The following is an 18,944-nucleotide window of genomic DNA, read 5'->3' on the forward strand; positions in this document are numbered from 1 at the left end:
CAAACTCCGTGGGCGAGCCAGGCGACCCAGGCCAGCGGCAGCGACGCCGCCAAGGAGCGACACGAATGAGCCCATCCGGCGCCCTCACGACCCCGCCGCCACCGGGGCAGTCGCCGGGGGTCCCCGGCCTGCTGGAGCGGGTGGGTAGCGACTTCACCCGCTTCACCGACGCGGGCGCCGCGGTCGAGCGCATCATGGCCCTCTACGCGGAGAGCGTGGCGCTGCTGCAGCAGGCATTCCAGTCACGCACGCCGATCGATGCAGCCGCGGCGGTGTATCCGTACCTGGGGATCGAGATCGACGGCGCCTCGCTGCTGACCGAGGACCGCTTCCCCTACGGCGTGCTGCTCGAGCCCGGCTGCTACGGCACGACGCTGACCCGTCCGTCGCTGTTCGCCGGCTACCTCCGCGAGCAGATCGGCCTGCTGCTGCAGCATTACGACCGGCCGGTGCTGGTCGGCCGTTCGCGACGGCGCATCCCGCTGCCGTACGTGATCGAGGACAGCGTCACCGACATCACCGAGGACGACCTCCGCCGCCTCGGCGAGCGGTTCGCCCTGCCCGACCTGTCCAGCACCGACGACAGCATCGCCAACTGCCAGCTGCAGCCCAACCCGGACATGCCGCGGCCGCTGTCGCTGTTCACCGCCGAGCGGGTGGATTACGCGCTGGCCCGGCTGCACCACTATACCGGCACCACGCCCGCGCATTTCCAGCGCTTCGTGCTGCTCACCAACTACCAGCGCTATGTCGACGAGTTCCGCGATTACGCCCGCGCCCAGGTGCAGGACGGCGACGAGTACAGCGCCTTCGTCGAGCCCGGCGACATCGTGCATCGCCGCGACCAGCCCGGTGCCGATCCCTCGGGCGGGCTGCCGCAGATGCCGGCCTACCACCTGGTGCGCCCCGACGGCGACGGCATCACGCTGATCAATATCGGTGTCGGGCCCTCGAACGCGAAGACCATCACCGACCATGTGGCGGTGCTGCGTCCGCATTGCTGGCTGATGGTGGGCCATTGCGCCGGCCTGCGTCGCACCCAGCGGCTCGGCGACTACGTGCTGGCGCATGGCTATGTCCGCGCCGACCATGTGCTCGACGACGACCTGCCGCCCTGGGTCCCGGTGCCGCCGATCGCCGAGGTGCAGGTGGCGCTGCAGGAAGCCACCACGCGCATCACCGGATTGTCGGGTGCGGAGCTGAAAACCCGCCTGCGCACCGGCACCGTGATGACCACCGACAATCGCAACTGGGAGCTGCGCTACAACGCGCTGTTCAGCCAGATCAACATGAGCCGCTCGATCGCCGTCGACATGGAGAGTGCCACGATAGCGGCGAACGGTTTCCGCTTCCGGGTGCCGTACGGGACCTTGCTGTGCGTGTCGGACAAGCCGCTGCACGGCGAGCTCAAGCTCCGCGGCATGGCCCGCAGTTTCTACCGCGAGCGCATCAGCCAGCATTTGAAGGTTGGCATCGAAACGATGCGCTCGCTCCGCGCACAGGGCGTCGACCGGCTGCATTCCCGCAAACTGCGCGGCTTCGACGAACCCCCGTTCCGGTAGCCACGCGCCGGAGGGATGCACCGTCGGGTTCGCAAGATGGGAAACCGGCGCATGCTTTCCGGACCCTCGGCCGGCAGCGCGAACGTCGCCGGCACCGACCGACCCGAGAGCCGCGGAGGCCTCGATCGGTGCGGCAGTACCCCGGTCGGCTCCCGGCCCCGGTCGGGCTAACCCCGCTGCACCTTGAAGACAGGGCCGGATCCTCGCCGCGGCGGCGCATCCAGAGGCGGCGCGATCGCATCCTCCGCACCCGGGTCCGGCATCGTCGACAGGTCGAGCGGCGATGCCGGCTCCGTTAAGCTGAGGTCCCCGTTCAGGAACTCCGCCACGCCGCCGCTGCGGCACAATTCCGCGAGCGAGACATCGAACTTCCGGATCTTCCTGACGGTGCCTGCATTGATCGCGTCCGCAAGCGAGCGCACGAACGCCGGGATATCGTCGGCCGGGCGCTGCATCAGGTCGGGCATCGCGTACTCCCACCAGCGCGACCATTGCAGCAGCCGGCGTTCATGCTCGGTAAAGCGACTGCGGATGATCTTTGCCGGAGTGCCGGCGACGATCGCGTACGGCGGCACGTCCTTGACCACCACCGAGCCTGCGGCGATCACCGCGCCGTCGCCGATCGTGATGCCGCGTCCGAGCAGGACGTCCTGGCCGATCCAGACATCGTTGCCGATCACCGGAAACGGCTTCTGCGGATTGTCGCGCCACGCCGGGCGCCTGCCGGCATCCGCATAGGCCGCCTCGAAGATCGGATGCGATTGATAGAGTGCAGCCGTGGTCGAGAACATGTCGAGGGGATGGTTGATGCCCATCACCCTGACACCCCACGAAATCGAGCAGTACGCGCCGATCACCACATGGCGATCGAGAAACGAGAACGAATACGAGAACGCTCCCATCGTCGGCAGATGATGGCTCCTGTAGATCCCGACATAGGATGGCATCGGCGCGTGCGACGTGCAGTAGAGCCTGTGCCCGACCTGGATGCCGGGCGGCGAGTCGAAGTGCGAAAATACCCGCAGCCTGTGGAACAATTCGGCGACTTCAGGCGACACCTCGATGTCGGTCATGCCGTTCTGGTCGTAGAGTATCCTGGTCATCGGGTCCCGTCAGCGTCGCGCGGTCGTCTCGAGGCGGCGCGTTGTAACAGGCTTCGAAGGCCACCGGTATCACCCCGGCCTGTCCGCGCCGGCTCGATTTCAGAAGTCCACTGCAGCCGTCATCCACACGCTGCGACCGGCCTGCACGAACCAGAGCGGCGTGTTCTGCGCCACCGTATAGCCGGCGAGCGCGTCGATTTCGTGGCTGTCCAGCAGGTTCTGCGCCTGCAGCTGTAGTCGCACTCCCGGCAACCCGTATCCCGGTTTCAGCACACGTCCGATGCTGGCATCGAGCTGGTTGAACGGATCGAGTCCCGCCTGGCGGTCGGTATCGCCGTAGCGGGCGCCGACCCACTTGTCGGTCAGCGCCCCGAACCAGCCGCCGGAGCGATACAGCAGCCCGCCGGCCAGCGTCGCATCCGGCGCATTCGGCACCGGCGCACCGCTCCGGTGATCGCGCGCCCGGTTCAGGCTGGCGTTGCCGTACAGGCTGAAGCCGTATCCGACCCCGATAGTCGCCTCGGTCTCGAGCCCCTGGTAGGTCGCGCCGCCCTCGTCGAACACGCTGGTCTCGCCGCCGACGGTCCGGGTACCCGACAGGTTGTCGAACTGGATCACGTAGCCATCGACACCCAGCGACAGACCCGGCCGCTGCCAGTTGCTGCCGACCTGGAAGTTCCAGGTGCGCTCCGGCGGCACGGTGCCGGCACCGGTGGTGGTGTCCAGCAGCTGCAACTGCGGCGCCAGGAAGCCTTCCGCCGCCTGGCCATACACCGTCCAGGCCGGCGACAGATGCTGGCGCACCACCACCGAAGGCAGCAGCGCGTCATACTCGGCATGCTCGTCGGTGGGGATCCGCGTGCCCTCCATCACCGGGCTGTCGACGGTCCGGACGGCATAGTTCCAGCGCAATCCCGGCTGGATCGTGAGCTCCGCAAGCGGCCGCCACTCGAGCTCGGCATAGGGCTGGATGGTGTCCAGCGTGTCGGACTGCACCCGGTCGATCGCCGCCGACCCCGGCACACCGGCGACAGGCGGGAGCACCGGGTTCGGCGCGCCACCCCGCGACAGGTCGACCTCGTACTGGCTGCGATCGTTGGTCTGGTGCTCGCCCCAGATGCCGAGCCGCAGCGTGACCGGGCCCCAGGCACGCTCCGCCCGCAGCACGTCGCCGAACGCGCGCAGATCGTTGCGCGCCATCTGGCCCGGCACGTCGCCCGCACCGAGGGCCGTGCCGTCCGGAGTCTCGCCATTGACGTCGAGGCCGTTGGAGAAGTGCCGGTACAGGCCATACGTATAGACCCGCTCGTCGAGCGACACGCGGTCCGAGCCGTCATGATGCAGGGCCAGATACGCGAAGTCGGTCCGGTAGCTCTCGCCGTTATAGGCCGCGTCGTTCTGCTGCGCCGGGCTGTCGCTGAGGGCGTAGTCGGGCCCGTACGTGGCGATCTCGGCGCGGGTGGCGCCGGCGGGCTGGTTCTGCTGCAGCCACTCGGTGCTGCCGGCGGCGGTGAGCGTGGTGTCCGGGCCCAGCGGCTGCACCAGCTTGGCAAACAGGTTGGTGCGCGTGCCACCGGAGCCGGTCAGGTAGCCGTTGCTGGTCAGGCGATCCGCCTCGAACACGAGTGCCGCATCGTTCAGAGCCGGCACCGCCCCGCTCTCCAGCCGCACTCCCGCCTGGTGGCTGTCGAACGAGCCCACGGTACCGGATACGGCAATGCCCGGAGCCGCGGACGGATCGATCGAGCGCAACGACACCGTGCCGCCGAAGGTCGCATCGCCGATCGTGGCACCGGTGCCTGGCCCGCGATCGACCGACACCGCGCCCAGCGCCTGGGGTGCGAAATAGGCCGTGGAATGGTGGGTGAAGTCGTCGGTGTCGCCGAACGGGATGCCGTCGAAGGTGACGTTGTACTGCCCGTCGGAGAAGCCGCGGATGGTGAGGTCGGCGCTCTCCGACAGCCCGGGCCCGTTCGGCGCGATCGACAGCACGCTGGGAGAAAGCCGGACGATCTCGCTGTAGTCGGCCGCCGGGGGCGCCACGGTGCGGATGAATTGCGTGGTCAGGTTCGAGGCCGGCTGCGTCGGATCGAGCGACAATGCCGACACCGGCGCCACGGTCCCGGCCACCTGCACGGTCTCCGGTCCGTCGGCCGCCCCGGAATTGCCCAGCACCGGGCTCGCCAGGGCAGGAGCGACGAACGCGGCGGCGGCCAGGGCGGGGAGCAGGAACCGGGCGGCCCGTGCGACGCGCCGGGCTGTTCGAGGCTGACAGGGGGCAATCACGAGGGTCGTGTAGATCAGCGGCTCGGGACAGGTCGCGTGACGTTGCGATGACACCAGCCGGCGGGCGACGCGATGCTCAGGCGCGGCGGGCGACGCGACGGTCAGGCGGGGCGTGCGGCCTCGCCGGATGCGATCTCCGGCATCGCCTGGCTCAGCAGCCCTCCGGTCCGCAGCGGCGCCACGGTCCGGGCCAGCCCGGTGCGGTCGTCGGTCTCGACGAACAGCCCGCAGATCGTCGCCTCGCCATCGGCGGGGGCCAGCCGCTCACCCGGCATCTTGCGTACGAACCGCGCCACCGAGCCTTCCTTGCCCATGCCGATGACGCTGTCGTAGTCGCCGCACATCCCGGCATCTGCCTGGAACGCCGTGCCACCGGCCAGTACGCGGTGGTCCGCAGTCGGCGTGTGGGTGTGGGTGCCGACCACCAGCGACACCCTTCCATCCAGATAATGCGCGAACGCCACCTTCTCGCTGGTCGCCTCCGCATGGAAGTCGATGACGATGGCCGCCACCGTGGTGCCGAGCCGATGCCGCGACAGCAGCTCCTGGGTGGCGCGGAACGGGTCGTCGAGCGCGTCCATGAACAGCCGGCCCATGACGTTGGCGACCAGCGCCCGGCGTCCGTCACCCAGGGTGACCAGCACGCTCCCGGCACCCGGGGTGCCGGGCGGGAAGTTCAGCGGCCGGACGATGCGCGGTGCGGATCCGATATGGCCGATCAGCTCGCGCCGGTCCCAGGCGTGGTTGCCCAGCGTGATGACGTCGCAGCCGGCCGCGAACAGGCTGTCCGCCATTGCAGGCGCCAGACCGAAGCCGTGGCTGGCATTCTCCGCATTGACCACCGCGAGATCGATGCCGAGCCGCCGGCGCAATCCCGGCAGCTGCGCCTCGACCGCGTCACGCCCGCTGCGGCCGACGATGTCGCCCAGAAACAAGATCCGCAAACTCGAGGCCCTCCGGCGTGATCGTCTCCCGCTCGGTGACCATCGCCGAGAGCGGCTCGTCATAGGGCCCGGTCGGCACGCTGGCGACCTCCTGGGCCGCAAAACCGAATCCGATCGGAACCACATGCGGGAGCGCGGCCAGGGTTCGGTCGTAATACCCGCCACCATAGCCCAGCCGGAACAGCCGGCGATCCCAGGCCAGCAGCGGCACGAACAGGATGTCGGGCTGGCGCTCGGGCCCGTCCGGATGTGCCGTGCCGAAGCGCCCTACCTGCAGCATGGCACCCGGCTGCCAGTCACGGAACAGCAACGGACTGCCCGGGAGCGTGGTTTCCGGCAGGACGACGCGGTGGCCGCGCATATGCAGCGTCTCCCAGACCGCCATCAGGTCCGGCTCGTCGCGCATCGGCGCCACCCCGGCCACGACCGCGCCATCGGGCAGGCGCAGCTTCAGCAAGGCCGCGGTGAGCTGGATCGCCTGCAGCCGGTCGGTGGCGGGACGCAACCGCAGCATCGCGCGCAATGCCCGCTTGGCATCGTGTGGCTCGATCAGCGTCATCGGCAGCCGGAAAAGGAGGAGTGCGGAGCCACCATGGCCGTTGGACTGTCAGCCTCCCAGAACCCGCTAGTGCAGGTGGGAACCAGGTAACGTGACCAGGATCACGACAGTGCCAGTCCCCGAGAGAGTGCTTATCGGCTCAGGGGATGAATTGCCTGACGAACCGGGTAGCCCCGCCCCACCAACCTAGTCACGCTCCAGCGCCGCTGCAATGGCCTCGGCGCGTTCCGCGAGCCCCGCCACAAGGTGCTCGCGCTGCTCGATCAGCACACGGGCCTGCTCACCCTCTTCCAGCGCGCTGGTCGTGCCCGAAGGCAGCCTATCGGCCGCGAGGTCGTGCAGTTCGTCGGCCATCAGCAACGCCGCAAGCGCCAGCAGCCGCGCCTCGCCGCTCTGGCCACCGATCGACTTGATGCGCTCGATCCGCCGCTCCACCTGCCGGGCCATGGATTGCAGATGCGGCTCCTGCCCATCCTCGCACCCGACCGCGTAGGCGTAGCCGTTGATCCGCACGGTTACCTGCGCCACCGCAATCTCCTGGATAGGACGGCCAATGCCGCCCGCTTGGGTGTCCGTCGCGAGGCGCCGGCGTCTATGGCCCGGACTCCGGCACCGAAGCATCCGACTCGGCGGCCTCGGAACCCGGCACCACCACCACCGACCGCACCGTCGCTATCATCAGGTCGAGACGTGCCGCCAGCGCCTGCAACTCGTCCTGCGTCATGCCCGGAGCGGCCGCCGGCAAGGCTGCCGCCTCCGCCGCAGCCAGCGCATGGCTCTGGGCCAACAGGTCAGCCTCATGCTGCGCCGCGCGGGCGGTCAGTTCGGCGACCCGCAACTCGTCCTGCTTGCGACCGGCCGCGGCCGCGATTCGGGCCAGCGCCGCTTCGAGCCGCGAAATGCCGCCGTCAGGCTCGGCTGCCGCTGCGGGGGTCGCTTCCTGTTGCCACTGGTCCTGTTGCGCCACTGGCACCCTTGTCCTTGCTCAGATCGGACTTGAACTGTTCGCCCGCAACGACTTGAACGTCAAGCATGAACCCCAGCCCGCCCACCCTCGAACCGGTCGCCGTGGTGATCCACAGCCTGGCCGATGCGCGGCTGGTGCTCGAGGCGGCGGCACGAGACGGCCTGGCACCGCCATTGCTCCTGTCGGCGCCGGATGCGGCCTGCTTCATGGGTCCCGCCTGGTGGCTGGCACTGGTCGCGGCCGCCAGGCAGCACCGGACGGACTCGATCCAGGACCTGCTGGATTGCGGCGACGCTGCCGGACCGGCGATGCAGGCTCTCCGCCTGGGGCAGAAACGACTGGTGCTGGACCAGGCCTGCCCGCAATTCGACGCGGTGCTGGAGCGGGCGACCGGGCTTGGCGCCAGGCTTCAGGCGGTCCGGCCACCGGCGCTCGATCTTGCCGCACGCGGGGCCGTCCGACAGTTGGCAGCCTGGCTCGGCGGCGGCCGCGACTCCGCATCCGGGCTGCCCCCGGCCCCGCCGCGTGACACCGGACCACCCTCACGCTAGGTCTGCGGCCCCCGTTGCGGAGCCGACGCACGTGACCCAGACCTGCCGCCTTTATGTGCTCACGCCGCCCGCTTTGGTGCCGTCGGCGTTCGCGGACGTCCTGGCGCGGGCGCTCGATGCCGGCGATGTCGGTGCGGTGCAGCTTCGCCTGAAGACTGTCCCGGACGACGAGATCCTGCGCGCGATCGACGTGCTGCGACCGATCGTGCAGTCGCGCGACATCGCCTTCATCCTGAACGACCGGCCCGATCTCGCGGTCCGCTCCGGCTGCGACGGCGCCCATGTCGGCGCCGAGGACATCGACATCGCGTCTGCCCGCGCCCTGCTCGGTGACATGCAGCTTGGCGTGTCCTGCTACGACAGCCGGGACGCGGCGATGGTCGCGGGCGAGGCCGGCGCCGATTACGTGGCGTACGGCGCCTTCTTCCCGTCGCCGAGCAAGCAGACCGAAATCCGATCGGATCCGGAACTGCTGCATTGGTGGTCCGAGATGATGGAGCTGCCGGTGGTGGCGATCGGCGGCATCACGCCGGCGAACTGCGCCCCGCTGGTCACCGCCGGCGCCGATTTCCTCGCCGTCATCAGCGCCGTCTGGGATCATCCCGAAGGCCCGGCCGCCGGCGTCCGCGCAATGAACGCCGCGATCGCCGACGCCGCTTCGGCTGCTACCTGATCGTCGCGGGCACCTGACCGGAGGCGACCACGCCGGGCGTCAGCATCGACTGGGTCGCATAGAGCACGCCGTTCGATTGCGGCATGTCGGACAGCCAGATCCGGCTGGTCCGGCCCTGGGTGTCGCCCAGCAGCAGCTCGCCGGTCCCGGGCTCGATCGACACGCTCAGGATGTCGCCATCGATGGTGCGCAAGCCGATCGGACCGCCACGCTTTGCGATCATCTGGCGCAGCTCTGACGTGGTGAAGGCGCCCGGAACGATCGTGTAGGCCATCATGCGGCGCAGGCTGGGGCGCATGGCCGGATCCAGCAGGTGGCCGCCATCCGCAGTCTGTGCCGCTTCGAGCGGCGTGTTCGGGATCGCGAACACCGTGTACGGCCCGGGCTGCTGCAGCTGCGTCATCAGCCCGGTCTGGATCAGCGCGGTGCTGTAATCGGCCAGCGCCAGCGAGCCACGCAGGCTGTCGTCGAGCGGCCGGTCGCGGAACAGCGAGGTATCGCGAAACACCAGCGTATCGGTCGACGGGCGCACGAAGAACGGGTCCTGCCTGGCCGTGCTCTCGCATCCGCCCAGCACCGCCGGCGACAGCACTGCAAGCACAACCGGCCACACGGCACGCGTCCGACGTTTCATAGGATCCCCCTCCCCGGCGCGCCACCCAGACAGGACGCACGCGCCAGCACCGATGCCTCGATATCGGCTGGCATCACCCGGCGCAAGCGAGCAACGTTCGCCTCGCCGATCACGGGCCCGGCCGGCGACCGTCCGCGGAGCTCAGCAGCCGTCGCCGCGCAGTTTCCAGGAGGCGACGCGGCCGCCATCGACCTCGAAGGTCGTGGTGCAGCTGCTCTGGTAGTAGCTGGGCCCGAAGCCGTCGCCGAAGCCGCCATAGCCGCCGCCCCAGCCGCCGCCGAAGCCACCGGGACCGAACCCGCCGCCGCCCCATCCCCAGCCACCCCAGCCCCAACCCCAGCCGAGGCCCGGCGACCCGGGGGAGTAGCTGCTCTCGTTGTCGACATAAGCGAGGAAGGTGTGGCCGTCGGTGCTGAAAGTCCGGGTCGGCACGCCGAAAGAGCGGACCAGGTCGGTTTCCGAGCGGCCGATCATCGAGTCGAGCTGCTTGCGCTGGGCCGGGCTCGGCACCTCGCACGCGGACAATGCCAGCAGTGCCGCGAGAGGCACGATTGTCTGCAACTTCATGGATCGGGCACCAGCGGTTCAGGTTGGTTCAGGCCATCGATATAGGTCCTGGCGCTGCCGCCGGAAGTTCATCCACATCACGTTACAATTTTTCTGCGGGCGGACAACCGGCTTTGGTGGGTCGGTGGGTCAGCCACAGCACGTCCTCGATCCGCTCGGCGCCTGTCGCCAGCATCGCCAGCCGGTCGAAGCCCAGCGCGATGCCGGCACAGTCGGGTAGCCGGGGCAACGCCGCGATCAACGACTCGTCCAGTGGCCAGGCAGCATCCGGATCCGGCCCGCGCAACGCCACGCGGCGCTCCCGGTCGACGGCGAACCGTGCCGCCTGCTCCACCGGGTCGGTCAGTTCGTCGAACGCGTTGGCAAGCTCGAGTCCGCCGGCATAAAGCTCGAACCGCAGCGCCACCCGCGGATCGGCCGGATCACGCCTGGCGAGTGCGGCCTGCGCCGCCGGCCAATGCGTGAGGAAGGTCGGGCGCGTTTGGCCGATCTGCGGCTCGATCCGCTCCAGCAGCAGCCGGAAGAACAGATCCTCCCAGTCCTCGCCCGGTCGCAGCTCCAACCCGGCCTGGCGCGCCAGGGCTGCCGCGTCGCCTGCGGTGCCCAGCAGATCGGCGCCGGCGTGACGATCGAACGCGTCGGCCATGCGCAGCCGCTCGAACGGCTGGTCGATCCGGATCACGCCGCCATGGCGCTCGATCGCCGGCGGCAACAGCCGTTGCAGGAGCCGCTCGGTCTCGTCCATCAGCGACGCCAGGTCGGCTCCGGGGCGATACCATTCCAGCATGGTGAATTCCGGCGAATGGGTGTCGCCGGCCTCGCCGTTACGCCAGACCCGGGCCAGCTGGAACACCGGCAGCCCGAGATCGGCCACGATCCGCTTCATGGCGAATTCCGGACTGGTATGCAGCCAGATGTCACCGGTCTGTCCGTCCGGCTGCTCCAGGCGGGTGCGGAACGGCCGCAGATGCACCTCCTCGCCGGGGCTCGGCACCAGATACGGCGTCTCGACCTCCAGGTAGCCGCGCGCCTCGAAGAACGCCCGGGTGGCGCGCAGCATCATGCCGCGCCGACGCAGCAACGGCAGCCGGTCGGGCAGGCTGGCGGTGCGCGGCGGGTCGCGTGGCGGGCTGGTGGTCATCTGGCGCCTTCCCTGGTTGCGCATGGGGCGAACGCGGCAGTACAGCCCGCCGATGGATGGCAGCAACCTCGAGCCTGAACGCAGCACGATCCGCAGCATCGCCGGCCTGATCAAAGCCGGCCTCGTCGATCCGTCCGCACGCGGTGCGCTGGAGGCAGTCGCCGCGCGCTATGCGACCGCCATCCCGCCCGCGTTCGCTGGCCTCATCGAACAGCCGGACGATCCGATCGGATTGCAGGTGATCCCGCAGGCGGCCGAACTCGAGGTCGCCGTGCACGAAAAATCCGATCCGATCGGCGATGACGCCTTCTCTCCCGTCCCCGGAATCGTGCATCGCTATGCCGACCGGGCGCTGCTGAAGCCGCTGCTGATCTGTCCGCTCTATTGCCGGTTCTGCTTCCGCCGCGAGCATGTGGGCCCCGATGGTGGCCTGCTCGACGAGGCCGCGCTGCAACGGGCACTCGACTGGCTGGCGGCGCATCCTGCGATCACCGAGGTGATCCTGACCGGCGGCGATCCGCTGATGCTGTCGCCGCGTCGCCTGGGCGGCGTTCTCGCCGCCCTGGACGCGATCCCGCATCTGCAGACCATCCGCATCCATAGCCGGGTGCCGGTGGCCGATCCCGCCCGCATCACCGGGCCGATGCTGGACACGTTGGAAACCACCAAGCCGCTCTGGCTGGTGGTGCACGCCAACCATGCACGCGAGTTCACCGAAGCCGCGCGCTCGGCCCTGCTGCGGATCCAGCGCCGGGCGGTCCCGGTGCTTGGCCAGTCGGTGCTGCTGCGCGGCGTCAATGACAGCATGGCGGCACTCGAGGCCCTGTTCCGCGCCATGCTGGCCGCCCGGGTGAAGCCGTACTACCTGCACCAGCTCGACCCGGCGCCGGGGACCGCGCACTTCCATGTGCCGATCGCCGAGGGCCGCCGCCTGATGGCGGAGTTGCGCGGGCGCGTCACCGGGCTCGCCTGGCCGACCTACGTGCTCGACATCCCCGGCGGCCACGGCAAGGTCCCGATCGGCCCGGATTATCTGGATCTGGACGCCGGCACCGTGCGCGATCCCGCGGGCCTCCCGCACGACCTCGCCCCTGATGCGTAGCGGCGATGCTGCACCAGCAGCTCGGGCTTCCAGGCCCGACCGCTCGCGCTCATGCAGACATCCGCCACCCGTCCGTGCGCGGCGGGAGTGGAAACATATCGACTGCTGACGGGAACGGGTCAGGGATCGCCAGGCAAACCGGAGCGGTCAACCGCCCATGAACGCTGCGATATGCGTGTTCAGGAACCGCGCATCCTCAGGGCTCGCACCGGCGCCGGCGGGATGGCCCCACAGCGACGGGATCGGCAGGAAGGTGCAGTGCGCGATGAAGCCGGCCTCGTAGCGCGCATCCTCGACCGGGAAATACAGGTCCGTCGCCGACGGCATGTACAGCACCGGCACCTTGATCGAGCGCAACGCCGCCTCGACGTCGCCCTTGAATGGCGGCGTGTTGCCGACATCGTTGGATTGCCAGGTGCGCATCTGCAGGATCAGGTCGTTCGCGTCGTCACCGGCAAAGAACTCGCGCGCCATGTGATCGATCGCCTGGGTGAGCGTCGTGCCGGTCGGGTTTTCGCCGCGCCACAATTCGCGACGCCACCATTCCTGCGAATACAGCCAGCCGAGCCACACCATCGACGTCGCGGCGATGCCTGTCGCCGGCTCGGTTTTGTAGTCGCCGCCATCGAACGCCGCATCCGCGGTGATCGCCGCGATCTGCCCGTCGAGCCGGACGATGCCATGGCCGTATGTCTTTGCGGTTCCGGACGTGGCAACGATCCGGTCCATGAAATCCGGATACAGTACCGCCCACTGCAAAGCCTGCTGAGCTCCCATCGAGAAACCGATGACGGCGCGCAGATGCCGCACATGCAACTGCTCGATCAGCAACTGGTGCACCGCGCGGACATTGTCCCGGATCGTCATCACCGGGAACCGCGGCCCGTGGAACGGCTCCGGCGTGTTGCTCGGCGAGGAGGAGCGACCGTTGCCGAACAGCTCGCTGGTGACCAGGAACAGCTTGCCCGGATCGAGCGCCTTGCCCGGGCCGATCAGCCACTCGTAGCCATGCATGTCGGCCATGTAGTGCGACGGCAGCAGCACGGCATTGTCGCCGGCCGGGTTCAGCGTGCCGTAGGTGCCATACATGACCCGGGCGTGCGGCAGCACCGACCCGCTCTCGGTGGTGAAATCGGGAATGACGAATTCATGGCTGACCGGCCCGGCGATCGGCTGCGCCTGTGCCACCCCCGCCTGGCCGGAAAGTCCCGCGGCAAGCAGAAGCGAGGCGACGTTGGACACGACACTGGTTTTCATGAAGGCGCATCAATCCGATTGAAATCATGTTCTGCGACAGGCAGCCCATCTCCCGGGCTGACAGCTGCGCCGGTCCGCCCGGCAGACGACCGCAACAGAACCCGCATCGGACGATAGGTCACCGCGCCACGTCCGTCGACGGCCCAAGGGCTGCCTGCCCGGCGTTCTTGCCGCACCGGGTGGATGGGTCTAGAAGCCCGCCTTCCCATCCCCCGCCCAAGGCTCGACAATGAAGCAGCAGGCCAACCTGATCCGCGCCGGCCAGGTGATCGAGCATGATGGCCGTCGCTGGACCATCCTCAAGCAGCAGATCATCACCCCCGGCAAGGGCGGCGCCTTCATCCAGGTCGAGATGCGCGACCTGAAGACCGGCAACAAGACCAACGAGCGCTGGCGCACCGCCGACACCGTCGAGCGGCTGATGACCGAGGACAAGGAGTACACGTACTCCTACACCGAGGGCGACAACCTGGTGCTGATGGACCCCGAGACCTTCGAGCAGGCCGTCATCCCGACCGCCATCCTCGGCGAAGCCACCGCGTTCCTGCAGGACAACATGACGGTCAACGTCAAGCTGGTCGAAGGCGATCCGGTCGGCATGGAGCTGCCGCCGCACGTCACGCTGGAGATCGTCGAGGCCGACCCCGTGGTGAAGGGCCAGACCGCCAGCTCCTCCTACAAGCCGGCCAAGCTGTCGAACGGCGTCAAGACGATGGTGCCGCCGTTCATCGAAGCCGGCGAGCGCATCGTCGTGCGCACCGACGACGCCAGCTACGTCGAGCGCGCCAAGGGCTGACGACGATGGCCATGCGCCTCTCTCCTGTCATGACGGTGATGCAGAACGCGGCGCAGAAGGCGGCGCGCCGGCTGCTGCGCGACTTCAACGAGGTCGAGCAGCTGCAGGTCAGCATCAAGGGGCCGGGCGATTTCGTCAGCCAGGCCGACCTGCGCGCCGAGGCCACGATCCGCGAGGAGCTGGCACGCGCCCGTCCGGGCTACGCCTTCCTGATGGAGGAGAGCGGTGCCTCGGGTTCGGAGAACTGGTCCTGGCGCTGGGTGGTCGACCCGCTCGACGGCACCACCAACTTCCTGCACGGCATCCCGCACTGGGCGATCAGCATCGGCCTGCAGAAGCGCCTCCCCGACGGCAGCGCCGAGCTCGCAGCCGCGGTGGTGTACAACCCTGCCGGCAACGAGATGTTCTGGGCCGAGAAGGGCGCCGGCGCCTACCTGAACGAGCGCCGTTTGCGCGTGTCGGCCAGGCGCGAGCTGATCGACGCGCTGTTCTCCACCGGCATCCCGTTCGCGGCGATCCCGGCCGAACGCCGACTGCCGTTCGCCCGCATCCTGGGGTCGCTGATGCCGCAGGTGTCGGGGATCCGGCGGTTCGGTTCGGCCGCACTCGATCTCTGCTGGACCGCGGCCGGCCGCTATGACGGGTTCTGGGAGATCGGGCTGAAGCCGTGGGACTGTGCGGCCGGCATCCTGGTCGTGCGTGAGGCCGGCGGCTACGTCACCGACCCGCACAACGCGGAAAGCCAGGCGATGGAAGCCGACTGCAACATCGTCGCCGGCAACACCTACATGCACCCCAAGCTGCGCGAGATCGTGCTGGCCGGCATGGGCGGCGCCATCCAGGCGAGTGCAACACCCCCAACCTGAGCGCCCTCTCCGGACCGGCGCCGGTTGAGCGTGTGCGCGGCCTCGTCTAGGGTCCGGCACGATGCGCAGCTTGAACCTCGGTCTCTCCTTCATCGGCCTCCTCGGCGTGGCGATCAGCCCCGCGGCGGCCCAGGTCACCACCAACCGGAGCGCGCTCGACGCCCTCGGCTCGGGTAAGCCGGCCGCGCATGCGACCGCCACGCACCACCCCGCAAGGCCGGCGCATACGTCCGGTCATGGGCACGCCTCGGCGCATAACGCCGCCACCGCCGGCAAGGGGTCGGCGCACAAACCCGCGGCGAAGTCCGGCCGCCCGCCACCGGCTGCCACCATCCCGGCCGCACCGCCGCCGCCCCCGGTGTTCAGGGCGCCGGTCATCAACGTGCCGCTGCATCCGCCACCACCGCCGCCGCCGGTTCCGGTGGTGCAGGGCGCCGGCGGCACCGCGACGCCGATCGATGGCGGCACCCGCATCACCTTCGGAGCCGCCAGCGCCGACCTCAATCCGACCACGATGCAGGCGCTGCAGAACTTCGCAGCCCAGCTCAAGGCCGATCCGCTGGCCCGCGCCGATCTCGAGGCGTACGGCCTGGGCACGCCGGAAGATCCCTCCACGCCGCGGCGGATGGCGCTCTCGCGGGGTCTTGCCGCCCGTGCCGTGCTGATCAACGAAGGCATCCCCTCGACCCGGATCTATGTCCGGGTGATCGGCCAGCCGACGACAGGCGACACCCCATCCGGAGCCACCCCGAGCGTCACCGCCGCTGATACCGCAGCACCTGCCGATCGCGTCGACCTGCACCTCTCCCGCAATCCCGGCGACACCGCCGTGACCCCGATCGGCGCACCTCCGGCGGGCACGCCCCCAGCCGGTATGTCCCCAGCCGGCACGCCAGCTGCCGACGCATCCGCAGCTTCTCCCGACGCCACGCTGTCCCCCGCCCCCGGACCAACGCCTCCCGGAAACACCCATCCATGACCCGCCCCACGACCTATGTCCTGCGCATGCTGGTGTTCCTGGCGGTGGTCGCCGGGTGTGCTGCGTTCCTGTTCCCGACGCTCCTGCTCGCGTTCCAGAACAATCCGGTGCTGGATGGCCTGATCCTCGGGGTGCTGGCGCTCGGCATCATCTGGAACCTGGTGATGGTGGCCCGGCTGTCGCCCGAGGTGCGCTGGATCGAGACCCTGCGCCAGCCGCGCGCCGGCCTGGCCCCACCGCGGCCGCCTCGCCTGCTGGCGCCGATGGCCTCCATGCTGGCGACCCGCAACCGCGCCGATCGGCTGGTGCTCTCGACCCCCGCCACCCGGTCGCTGCTCGACAGCCTGGCGTCCCGCCTGGACGAGAGCCGCGAGCTGTCGCGCTACATGACCGGGCTGCTGATCTTCCTCGGCCTGCTCGGCACCTTCTGGGGCCTGCTGAAGACCGTGCACTCGATCGGCGGGGTGATCGAGAACATGTCGGTCGGCTCCGGCGACGTCACCCAGATGTTCGGCCAGCTCAAGGCCGGCCTGGCGCAGCCGCTCGCCGGCATGGGCACCGCGTTCTCCGCCTCGATGTTCGGCCTCGCCGGCTCGCTGGTGCTGGGCTTCCTCGATCTCACCGCCGGCCAGGCGCAGAACCGCTTCTTCAACGAGCTCGAGGAGTGGCTGGCCGGCATCACCCGCTTCTCCTCCGGCTACACCGGCGGCGACGGCGAGGCCCCGATCCCGGCCTACGTGCAGGCGCTGCTCGAGCAGACCGCGGAGAACCTCGACGGCCTGCAGACCGTGCTGGCCCGCGGCGAGGACGGTCGCCAGGCCTACAACCAGACGATGGCGACGCTGTCCGACCGCATCGGCGCGCTGAACGAGATGCTCCGGGCGAACCAGCAGCTGATGCTGCGCGTGGCCGAGGCGCAGTCGGCGATGGTGCCGGCCCTGCAGCGGCTGAGCGACCCGTCCGGCGGCGGTGCCGGCGCGCAGGACCTGCGCGAGCCGATTCGCGGCATTGAACGGCTGCTGCAACGCATCCTCGCCGAGAACGAGCAGGGCCGCAGCCAGACCACCACGGAGCTGCGAAACGAGCTCAGGGTGCTGACCCGCACCGTCGCCGCATCGGGCGGCCAGGGCAGCCCGGCGTTCCCGGCGTCCGGTGACGCATCCGGACGTCCGGCGCGATGAGGCGTCGCGGCGTCCGCGGCAACGGGCTGGACGCCTGGCCGGGCTATGTGGACGCGCTGTCCACGCTGCTCATGGTCATCATCTTCGTGCTGCTGGTGTTCGTGCTGGCGCAGGCTTTCCTGTCGGTGGCGCTGAACGGCCGGCAGAGCGCGCTGGACCGGCTGACCCGCGAGATGGCGCAGCTGACCCAGCTGCTGTCGCTGGAGAAGGGCCACAGCCAGTCGCTCGAGTACTCGGTCGCCACGCTGAAATCGCAGCACATCCGGGACGAGGTCTCCGCCGCGACGCTGGCCGCCGAGCTCAACGCCGACACCGCGAAGCTCGCCTCTGCCGACAAGCTCTCGACCGACAGCCAGGCCCAGGTGGCGCTGCTGAACCAGCAACTCGCCGAACTGCAGAAGCAGCTCGCGGCGATCTCCCAGGCGCTCGACATCTCGCAGGCCGACATCAAGGATCGCGACGCCAAGATCACCGATCTCGGCAACAAGCTGAACCTGGCGCTCGCCGACAAGGTCGAGCAGCTGAAACGCTATCGCAGCGAGTTCTTCGGCCGCCTGTCGCAGCTGCTGGCGCACCAGCCCGGCATCCGTGTCGTCGGCGATCGCTTCGTGTTCCAGAGCGAGGTGCTGTTCCCGCCGGGCAGCGCCGAGCTGTCTGCCGCCGGGCGCGCGCAGATGAACACCCTCGCCCGGACCCTGAAGACCATCGCTGCCGAGATCCCGCCCGACCTGCCCTGGATCCTGCGGGTCGACGGCCACGCCGACCGGCAGCCGATCGCCAACACAGCGTTCGCGACCAACTGGGAGCTGTCCTCGGCACGCGCCATCACCGTGGTGAAGCTGCTGACCGCGGACGGGATCAACCCGCAGAACCTGGCCGCCACGGGCTTCTCGCAGTTTCAGCCGCTGGATAACGGCAGCACCCCCGAGGCCTACGCCCGCAACCGCCGGATCGAGCTGCGCCTGACCGATCGCTGACCGGCCCGGGCGCCACCCGGGACGGTGTCAGGTGGGGTCGCCGACCATCAGGTGATGCAGGTGCGCCAGACGCGCCGCACCCCCGGCGATCATCGGATCCAGCCGCAGCACGTGTTCCCACGCGGCAAACGCCGGCTCGCCCCTGCCCGCACTCTCCTCGATCAGCGACAGCCCAGACCAGGACTGCACGTCCGCCGGATCACGATTGATGGCATTGCCGAGATCCTGCAGCGCGCCGGCCTGGTCGGCCTGTGCCGCACGCACGGCGGCACGCTCGCGCCACAGCAGGGATTGTCCGGGCTGCAGCTCCAGCGCGTCGCTGAGATCGCCGAGCGCCTCACGCAGATGCCCATCCGCCTGTTCCCGCTGGCCCCGATGCAGCATGAGCCGCGCCGTAGGTGACAGCAGGCTCTCACGGCGAGCCTCGAGGCGAGCCAGGATCGCGCCGGCCTGGTCCGCGCCCGGCGCATGCAGCAGGTCAGCCTCGAGCGCCTGGATCCGGGGATCGGCAGGTGACGCTGCCGGCGGCGGTGCGGCGTCGGGACGGTTTGGCGCAGCGGCGGCTGGGAGCACCCCGACCGTCAGCAGGCAAACGCCCGCGAGTGCCGCCAGCCGACCCGCGAAGCGGCTCAGCCCTGGCGGGCCTTCATGCGCGGGTTCTTCTTGTTGATGACGTACACGCGCCCATGGCGCCGCACCACACGGCAATCCTTGTCGCGCACCTTGGCCGACTTGAGGCTGTTTCTGATCTTCATGGTCCGACCTTCGAGAGCGGTGATGCACCGCAAAGAGGGGCCGA

The 18,944-nt window shown here is 69.4% G+C and carries 21 protein-coding genes and 1 other RNA gene; 9 read left to right on the forward strand and 13 right to left on the reverse strand.

All coding sequences use genetic code 11. The features are described from left to right. The first annotated feature begins 65 nt into the window (after positions 1 to 65). Positions 66 to 1,562 (forward strand): AMP nucleosidase, encoded by a 1,497-nt coding sequence (locus tag ACOEQ2_RS02250; protein WP_419729769.1) that lies wholly within the window; start codon positions 66 to 68, stop codon positions 1,560 to 1,562. 167 nt (positions 1,563 to 1,729) lie between these two features. Here the strand turns inward: ACOEQ2_RS02250 and ACOEQ2_RS02255 are convergent, their stop codons facing one another. The 7 genes from ACOEQ2_RS02255 to ACOEQ2_RS02285 all read right to left on the reverse strand — a co-directional run bounded on the left by ACOEQ2_RS02255 (position 1,730) and on the right by ACOEQ2_RS02285 (position 7,421). Then, a complete protein-coding gene (locus tag ACOEQ2_RS02255; protein ID WP_419729770.1) occupies positions 1,730 to 2,665 on the reverse strand; it encodes a CatB-related O-acetyltransferase in 936 nt (311 codons plus the stop codon). 99 nt (positions 2,666 to 2,764) lie between these two features. Then, positions 2,765 to 5,005 carry a TonB-dependent receptor gene (locus ACOEQ2_RS02260; protein WP_419729771.1) on the reverse strand — a complete coding sequence of 747 codons (2,241 nt, stop codon included), beginning with the start codon at positions 5,003 to 5,005 and terminating at the stop codon, positions 2,765 to 2,767. A gap of 47 nt (positions 5,006 to 5,052) precedes the next feature. Continuing rightward, a complete protein-coding gene (locus ACOEQ2_RS02265; protein WP_419729772.1) occupies positions 5,053 to 5,895 on the reverse strand; it encodes a TIGR00282 family metallophosphoesterase in 843 nt (280 codons plus the stop codon). Beyond that, complete coding sequence (locus ACOEQ2_RS02270; RefSeq protein ID WP_419729773.1) at positions 5,849 to 6,454, reverse strand: 5-formyltetrahydrofolate cyclo-ligase; 606 nt, start codon at positions 6,452 to 6,454, stop codon at positions 5,849 to 5,851. The genes ACOEQ2_RS02265 and ACOEQ2_RS02270 overlap by 47 nt, the downstream gene beginning before the upstream one ends. Positions 6,455 to 6,475: 21 nt before the next feature. Then, a non-coding RNA gene (gene ssrS / locus ACOEQ2_RS02275) (6S RNA) lies at positions 6,476 to 6,631 on the reverse strand. 9 nt (positions 6,632 to 6,640) lie between these two features. Next, a complete protein-coding gene (locus ACOEQ2_RS02280; protein ID WP_419729774.1) occupies positions 6,641 to 6,982 on the reverse strand; it encodes a cell division protein ZapA in 342 nt (113 codons plus the stop codon). 64 nt (positions 6,983 to 7,046) lie between these two features. Continuing rightward, the gene (locus ACOEQ2_RS02285) at positions 7,047 to 7,421 is read right to left on the reverse strand and encodes a hypothetical protein (RefSeq protein ID WP_419729775.1); all 375 of its coding nucleotides are present in this window, start codon (positions 7,419 to 7,421) and stop codon (positions 7,047 to 7,049) included. A gap of 65 nt (positions 7,422 to 7,486) precedes the next feature. Here ACOEQ2_RS02285 and ACOEQ2_RS02290 point away from each other — a divergent pair, with 65 nt between their 5' ends. Further along, positions 7,487 to 7,972: a hypothetical protein gene (locus tag ACOEQ2_RS02290; protein WP_419729776.1), complete on the forward strand. Its 486-nt coding sequence runs from the start codon at positions 7,487 to 7,489 to the stop codon at positions 7,970 to 7,972. Positions 7,973 to 8,003: 31 nt separating this feature from the next. Further along, positions 8,004 to 8,645, forward strand: a complete 642-nt coding sequence (gene thiE, locus ACOEQ2_RS02295) for a thiamine phosphate synthase (protein WP_419729777.1) — start codon at positions 8,004 to 8,006, stop codon at positions 8,643 to 8,645. On the opposite strand, the gene ACOEQ2_RS02300 is transcribed toward thiE, so the two are convergent. The 3 genes from ACOEQ2_RS02300 to epmA all read right to left on the reverse strand — a co-directional run bounded on the left by ACOEQ2_RS02300 (position 8,638) and on the right by epmA (position 10,987). Beyond that, on the reverse strand, positions 8,638 to 9,279 hold the full coding sequence (locus ACOEQ2_RS02300) for a fasciclin domain-containing protein (protein WP_419729778.1): 642 nt from the start codon (positions 9,277 to 9,279) through the stop codon (positions 8,638 to 8,640). The two genes, thiE and ACOEQ2_RS02300, sit on opposite strands and share 8 nt — an antisense overlap. 141 nt (positions 9,280 to 9,420) lie before the next feature. Further along, a complete protein-coding gene (locus ACOEQ2_RS02305; protein ID WP_419729779.1) occupies positions 9,421 to 9,846 on the reverse strand; it encodes a hypothetical protein in 426 nt (141 codons plus the stop codon). An 82-nt stretch (positions 9,847 to 9,928) separates the two neighbouring features. Then, positions 9,929 to 10,987: an EF-P lysine aminoacylase EpmA gene (epmA, locus tag ACOEQ2_RS02310; protein ID WP_419729780.1), complete on the reverse strand. Its 1,059-nt coding sequence runs from the start codon at positions 10,985 to 10,987 to the stop codon at positions 9,929 to 9,931. 52 nt (positions 10,988 to 11,039) lie between these two features. On the opposite strand from epmA, the gene ACOEQ2_RS02315 reads away from it, so the two are divergent. Then, entirely contained in the window at positions 11,040 to 12,089 is a 1,050-nt protein-coding gene (locus ACOEQ2_RS02315) for a lysine-2,3-aminomutase-like protein (RefSeq protein ID WP_419731112.1), read from the forward strand. Positions 12,090 to 12,236: 147 nt separating this feature from the next. On the opposite strand, the gene ACOEQ2_RS02320 is transcribed toward ACOEQ2_RS02315, so the two are convergent. Beyond that, positions 12,237 to 13,346, reverse strand: coding sequence for an alpha/beta fold hydrolase (locus ACOEQ2_RS02320; protein ID WP_419729781.1), 1,110 nt, complete (start codon positions 13,344 to 13,346; stop codon positions 12,237 to 12,239). A gap of 229 nt (positions 13,347 to 13,575) precedes the next feature. On the opposite strand from ACOEQ2_RS02320, the gene efp reads away from it, so the two are divergent. The 5 genes from efp to ACOEQ2_RS02345 all read left to right on the forward strand — a co-directional run bounded on the left by efp (position 13,576) and on the right by ACOEQ2_RS02345 (position 18,145). Next, on the forward strand, positions 13,576 to 14,142 hold the full coding sequence (gene efp, locus ACOEQ2_RS02325) for an elongation factor P (protein ID WP_419729782.1): 567 nt from the start codon (positions 13,576 to 13,578) through the stop codon (positions 14,140 to 14,142). Positions 14,143 to 14,153: 11 nt separating this feature from the next. After that, entirely contained in the window at positions 14,154 to 15,008 is an 855-nt protein-coding gene (locus ACOEQ2_RS02330; protein ID WP_419729783.1) for an inositol monophosphatase family protein, read from the forward strand. Between the two features lie 61 nt (positions 15,009 to 15,069). Further along, entirely contained in the window at positions 15,070 to 15,987 is a 918-nt protein-coding gene (locus ACOEQ2_RS02335; RefSeq protein ID WP_419729784.1) for an OmpA family protein, read from the forward strand. After that, positions 15,984 to 17,168, forward strand: coding sequence for a flagellar motor protein MotA (locus tag ACOEQ2_RS02340; RefSeq protein WP_419729785.1), 1,185 nt, complete (start codon positions 15,984 to 15,986; stop codon positions 17,166 to 17,168). Before ACOEQ2_RS02335 ends, ACOEQ2_RS02340 begins: the two co-directional genes overlap by 4 nt. Beyond that, positions 17,165 to 18,145 (forward strand): peptidoglycan -binding protein, encoded by a 981-nt coding sequence (locus ACOEQ2_RS02345; protein ID WP_419729786.1) that lies wholly within the window; start codon positions 17,165 to 17,167, stop codon positions 18,143 to 18,145. Before ACOEQ2_RS02340 ends, ACOEQ2_RS02345 begins: the two co-directional genes overlap by 4 nt. Before the next feature lie 27 nt (positions 18,146 to 18,172). On the opposite strand, the gene ACOEQ2_RS02350 is transcribed toward ACOEQ2_RS02345, so the two are convergent. After that, on the reverse strand, positions 18,173 to 18,718 hold the full coding sequence (locus ACOEQ2_RS02350) for a hypothetical protein (RefSeq protein WP_419729787.1): 546 nt from the start codon (positions 18,716 to 18,718) through the stop codon (positions 18,173 to 18,175). Between the two features lie 56 nt (positions 18,719 to 18,774). Then, a complete protein-coding gene (gene ykgO / locus ACOEQ2_RS02355; RefSeq protein ID WP_077807834.1) occupies positions 18,775 to 18,900 on the reverse strand; it encodes a type B 50S ribosomal protein L36 in 126 nt (41 codons plus the stop codon). Positions 18,901 to 18,944 lie beyond the last annotated feature (44 nt).

The organism is Lichenicola sp., from assembly GCF_965198575.1.
GTDB lineage: Bacteria > Pseudomonadota > Alphaproteobacteria > Acetobacterales > Acetobacteraceae > Lichenicola.

Bases quoted from the DNA above. Each gene is read 5' to 3' on its own strand.
- ACOEQ2_RS02250 (WP_419729769.1), top strand. From the start codon at position 66: ATGAGCCCATCCGGCGCCCTCACGACCCCGCCGCCACCGGGGCAGTCG.
- ACOEQ2_RS02255 (WP_419729770.1), bottom strand. From the start codon at position 2,665: ATGACCAGGATACTCTACGACCAGAACGGCATGACCGACATCGAGGTG.
- ACOEQ2_RS02270 (WP_419729773.1), bottom strand. From the start codon at position 6,454: ATGACGCTGATCGAGCCACACGATGCCAAGCGGGCATTGCGCGCGATG.
- ACOEQ2_RS02290 (WP_419729776.1), top strand. From the start codon at position 7,487: ATGAACCCCAGCCCGCCCACCCTCGAACCGGTCGCCGTGGTGATCCAC.
- ACOEQ2_RS02300 (WP_419729778.1), bottom strand. From the start codon at position 9,279: ATGAAACGTCGGACGCGTGCCGTGTGGCCGGTTGTGCTTGCAGTGCTG.
- ACOEQ2_RS02305 (WP_419729779.1), bottom strand. From the start codon at position 9,846: ATGAAGTTGCAGACAATCGTGCCTCTCGCGGCACTGCTGGCATTGTCC.
- epmA (WP_419729780.1), bottom strand. From the start codon at position 10,987: ATGACCACCAGCCCGCCACGCGACCCGCCGCGCACCGCCAGCCTGCCC.
- ACOEQ2_RS02315 (WP_419731112.1), top strand. From the start codon at position 11,040: ATGGATGGCAGCAACCTCGAGCCTGAACGCAGCACGATCCGCAGCATC.
- ACOEQ2_RS02320 (WP_419729781.1), bottom strand. From the start codon at position 13,346: ATGAAAACCAGTGTCGTGTCCAACGTCGCCTCGCTTCTGCTTGCCGCG.
- efp (WP_419729782.1), top strand. From the start codon at position 13,576: ATGAAGCAGCAGGCCAACCTGATCCGCGCCGGCCAGGTGATCGAGCAT.
- ACOEQ2_RS02330 (WP_419729783.1), top strand. From the start codon at position 14,154: ATGCGCCTCTCTCCTGTCATGACGGTGATGCAGAACGCGGCGCAGAAG.
- ACOEQ2_RS02335 (WP_419729784.1), top strand. From the start codon at position 15,070: ATGCGCAGCTTGAACCTCGGTCTCTCCTTCATCGGCCTCCTCGGCGTG.
- ACOEQ2_RS02340 (WP_419729785.1), top strand. From the start codon at position 15,984: ATGACCCGCCCCACGACCTATGTCCTGCGCATGCTGGTGTTCCTGGCG.
- ACOEQ2_RS02345 (WP_419729786.1), top strand. From the start codon at position 17,165: ATGAGGCGTCGCGGCGTCCGCGGCAACGGGCTGGACGCCTGGCCGGGC.
- ykgO (WP_077807834.1), bottom strand. From the start codon at position 18,900: ATGAAGATCAGAAACAGCCTCAAGTCGGCCAAGGTGCGCGACAAGGAT.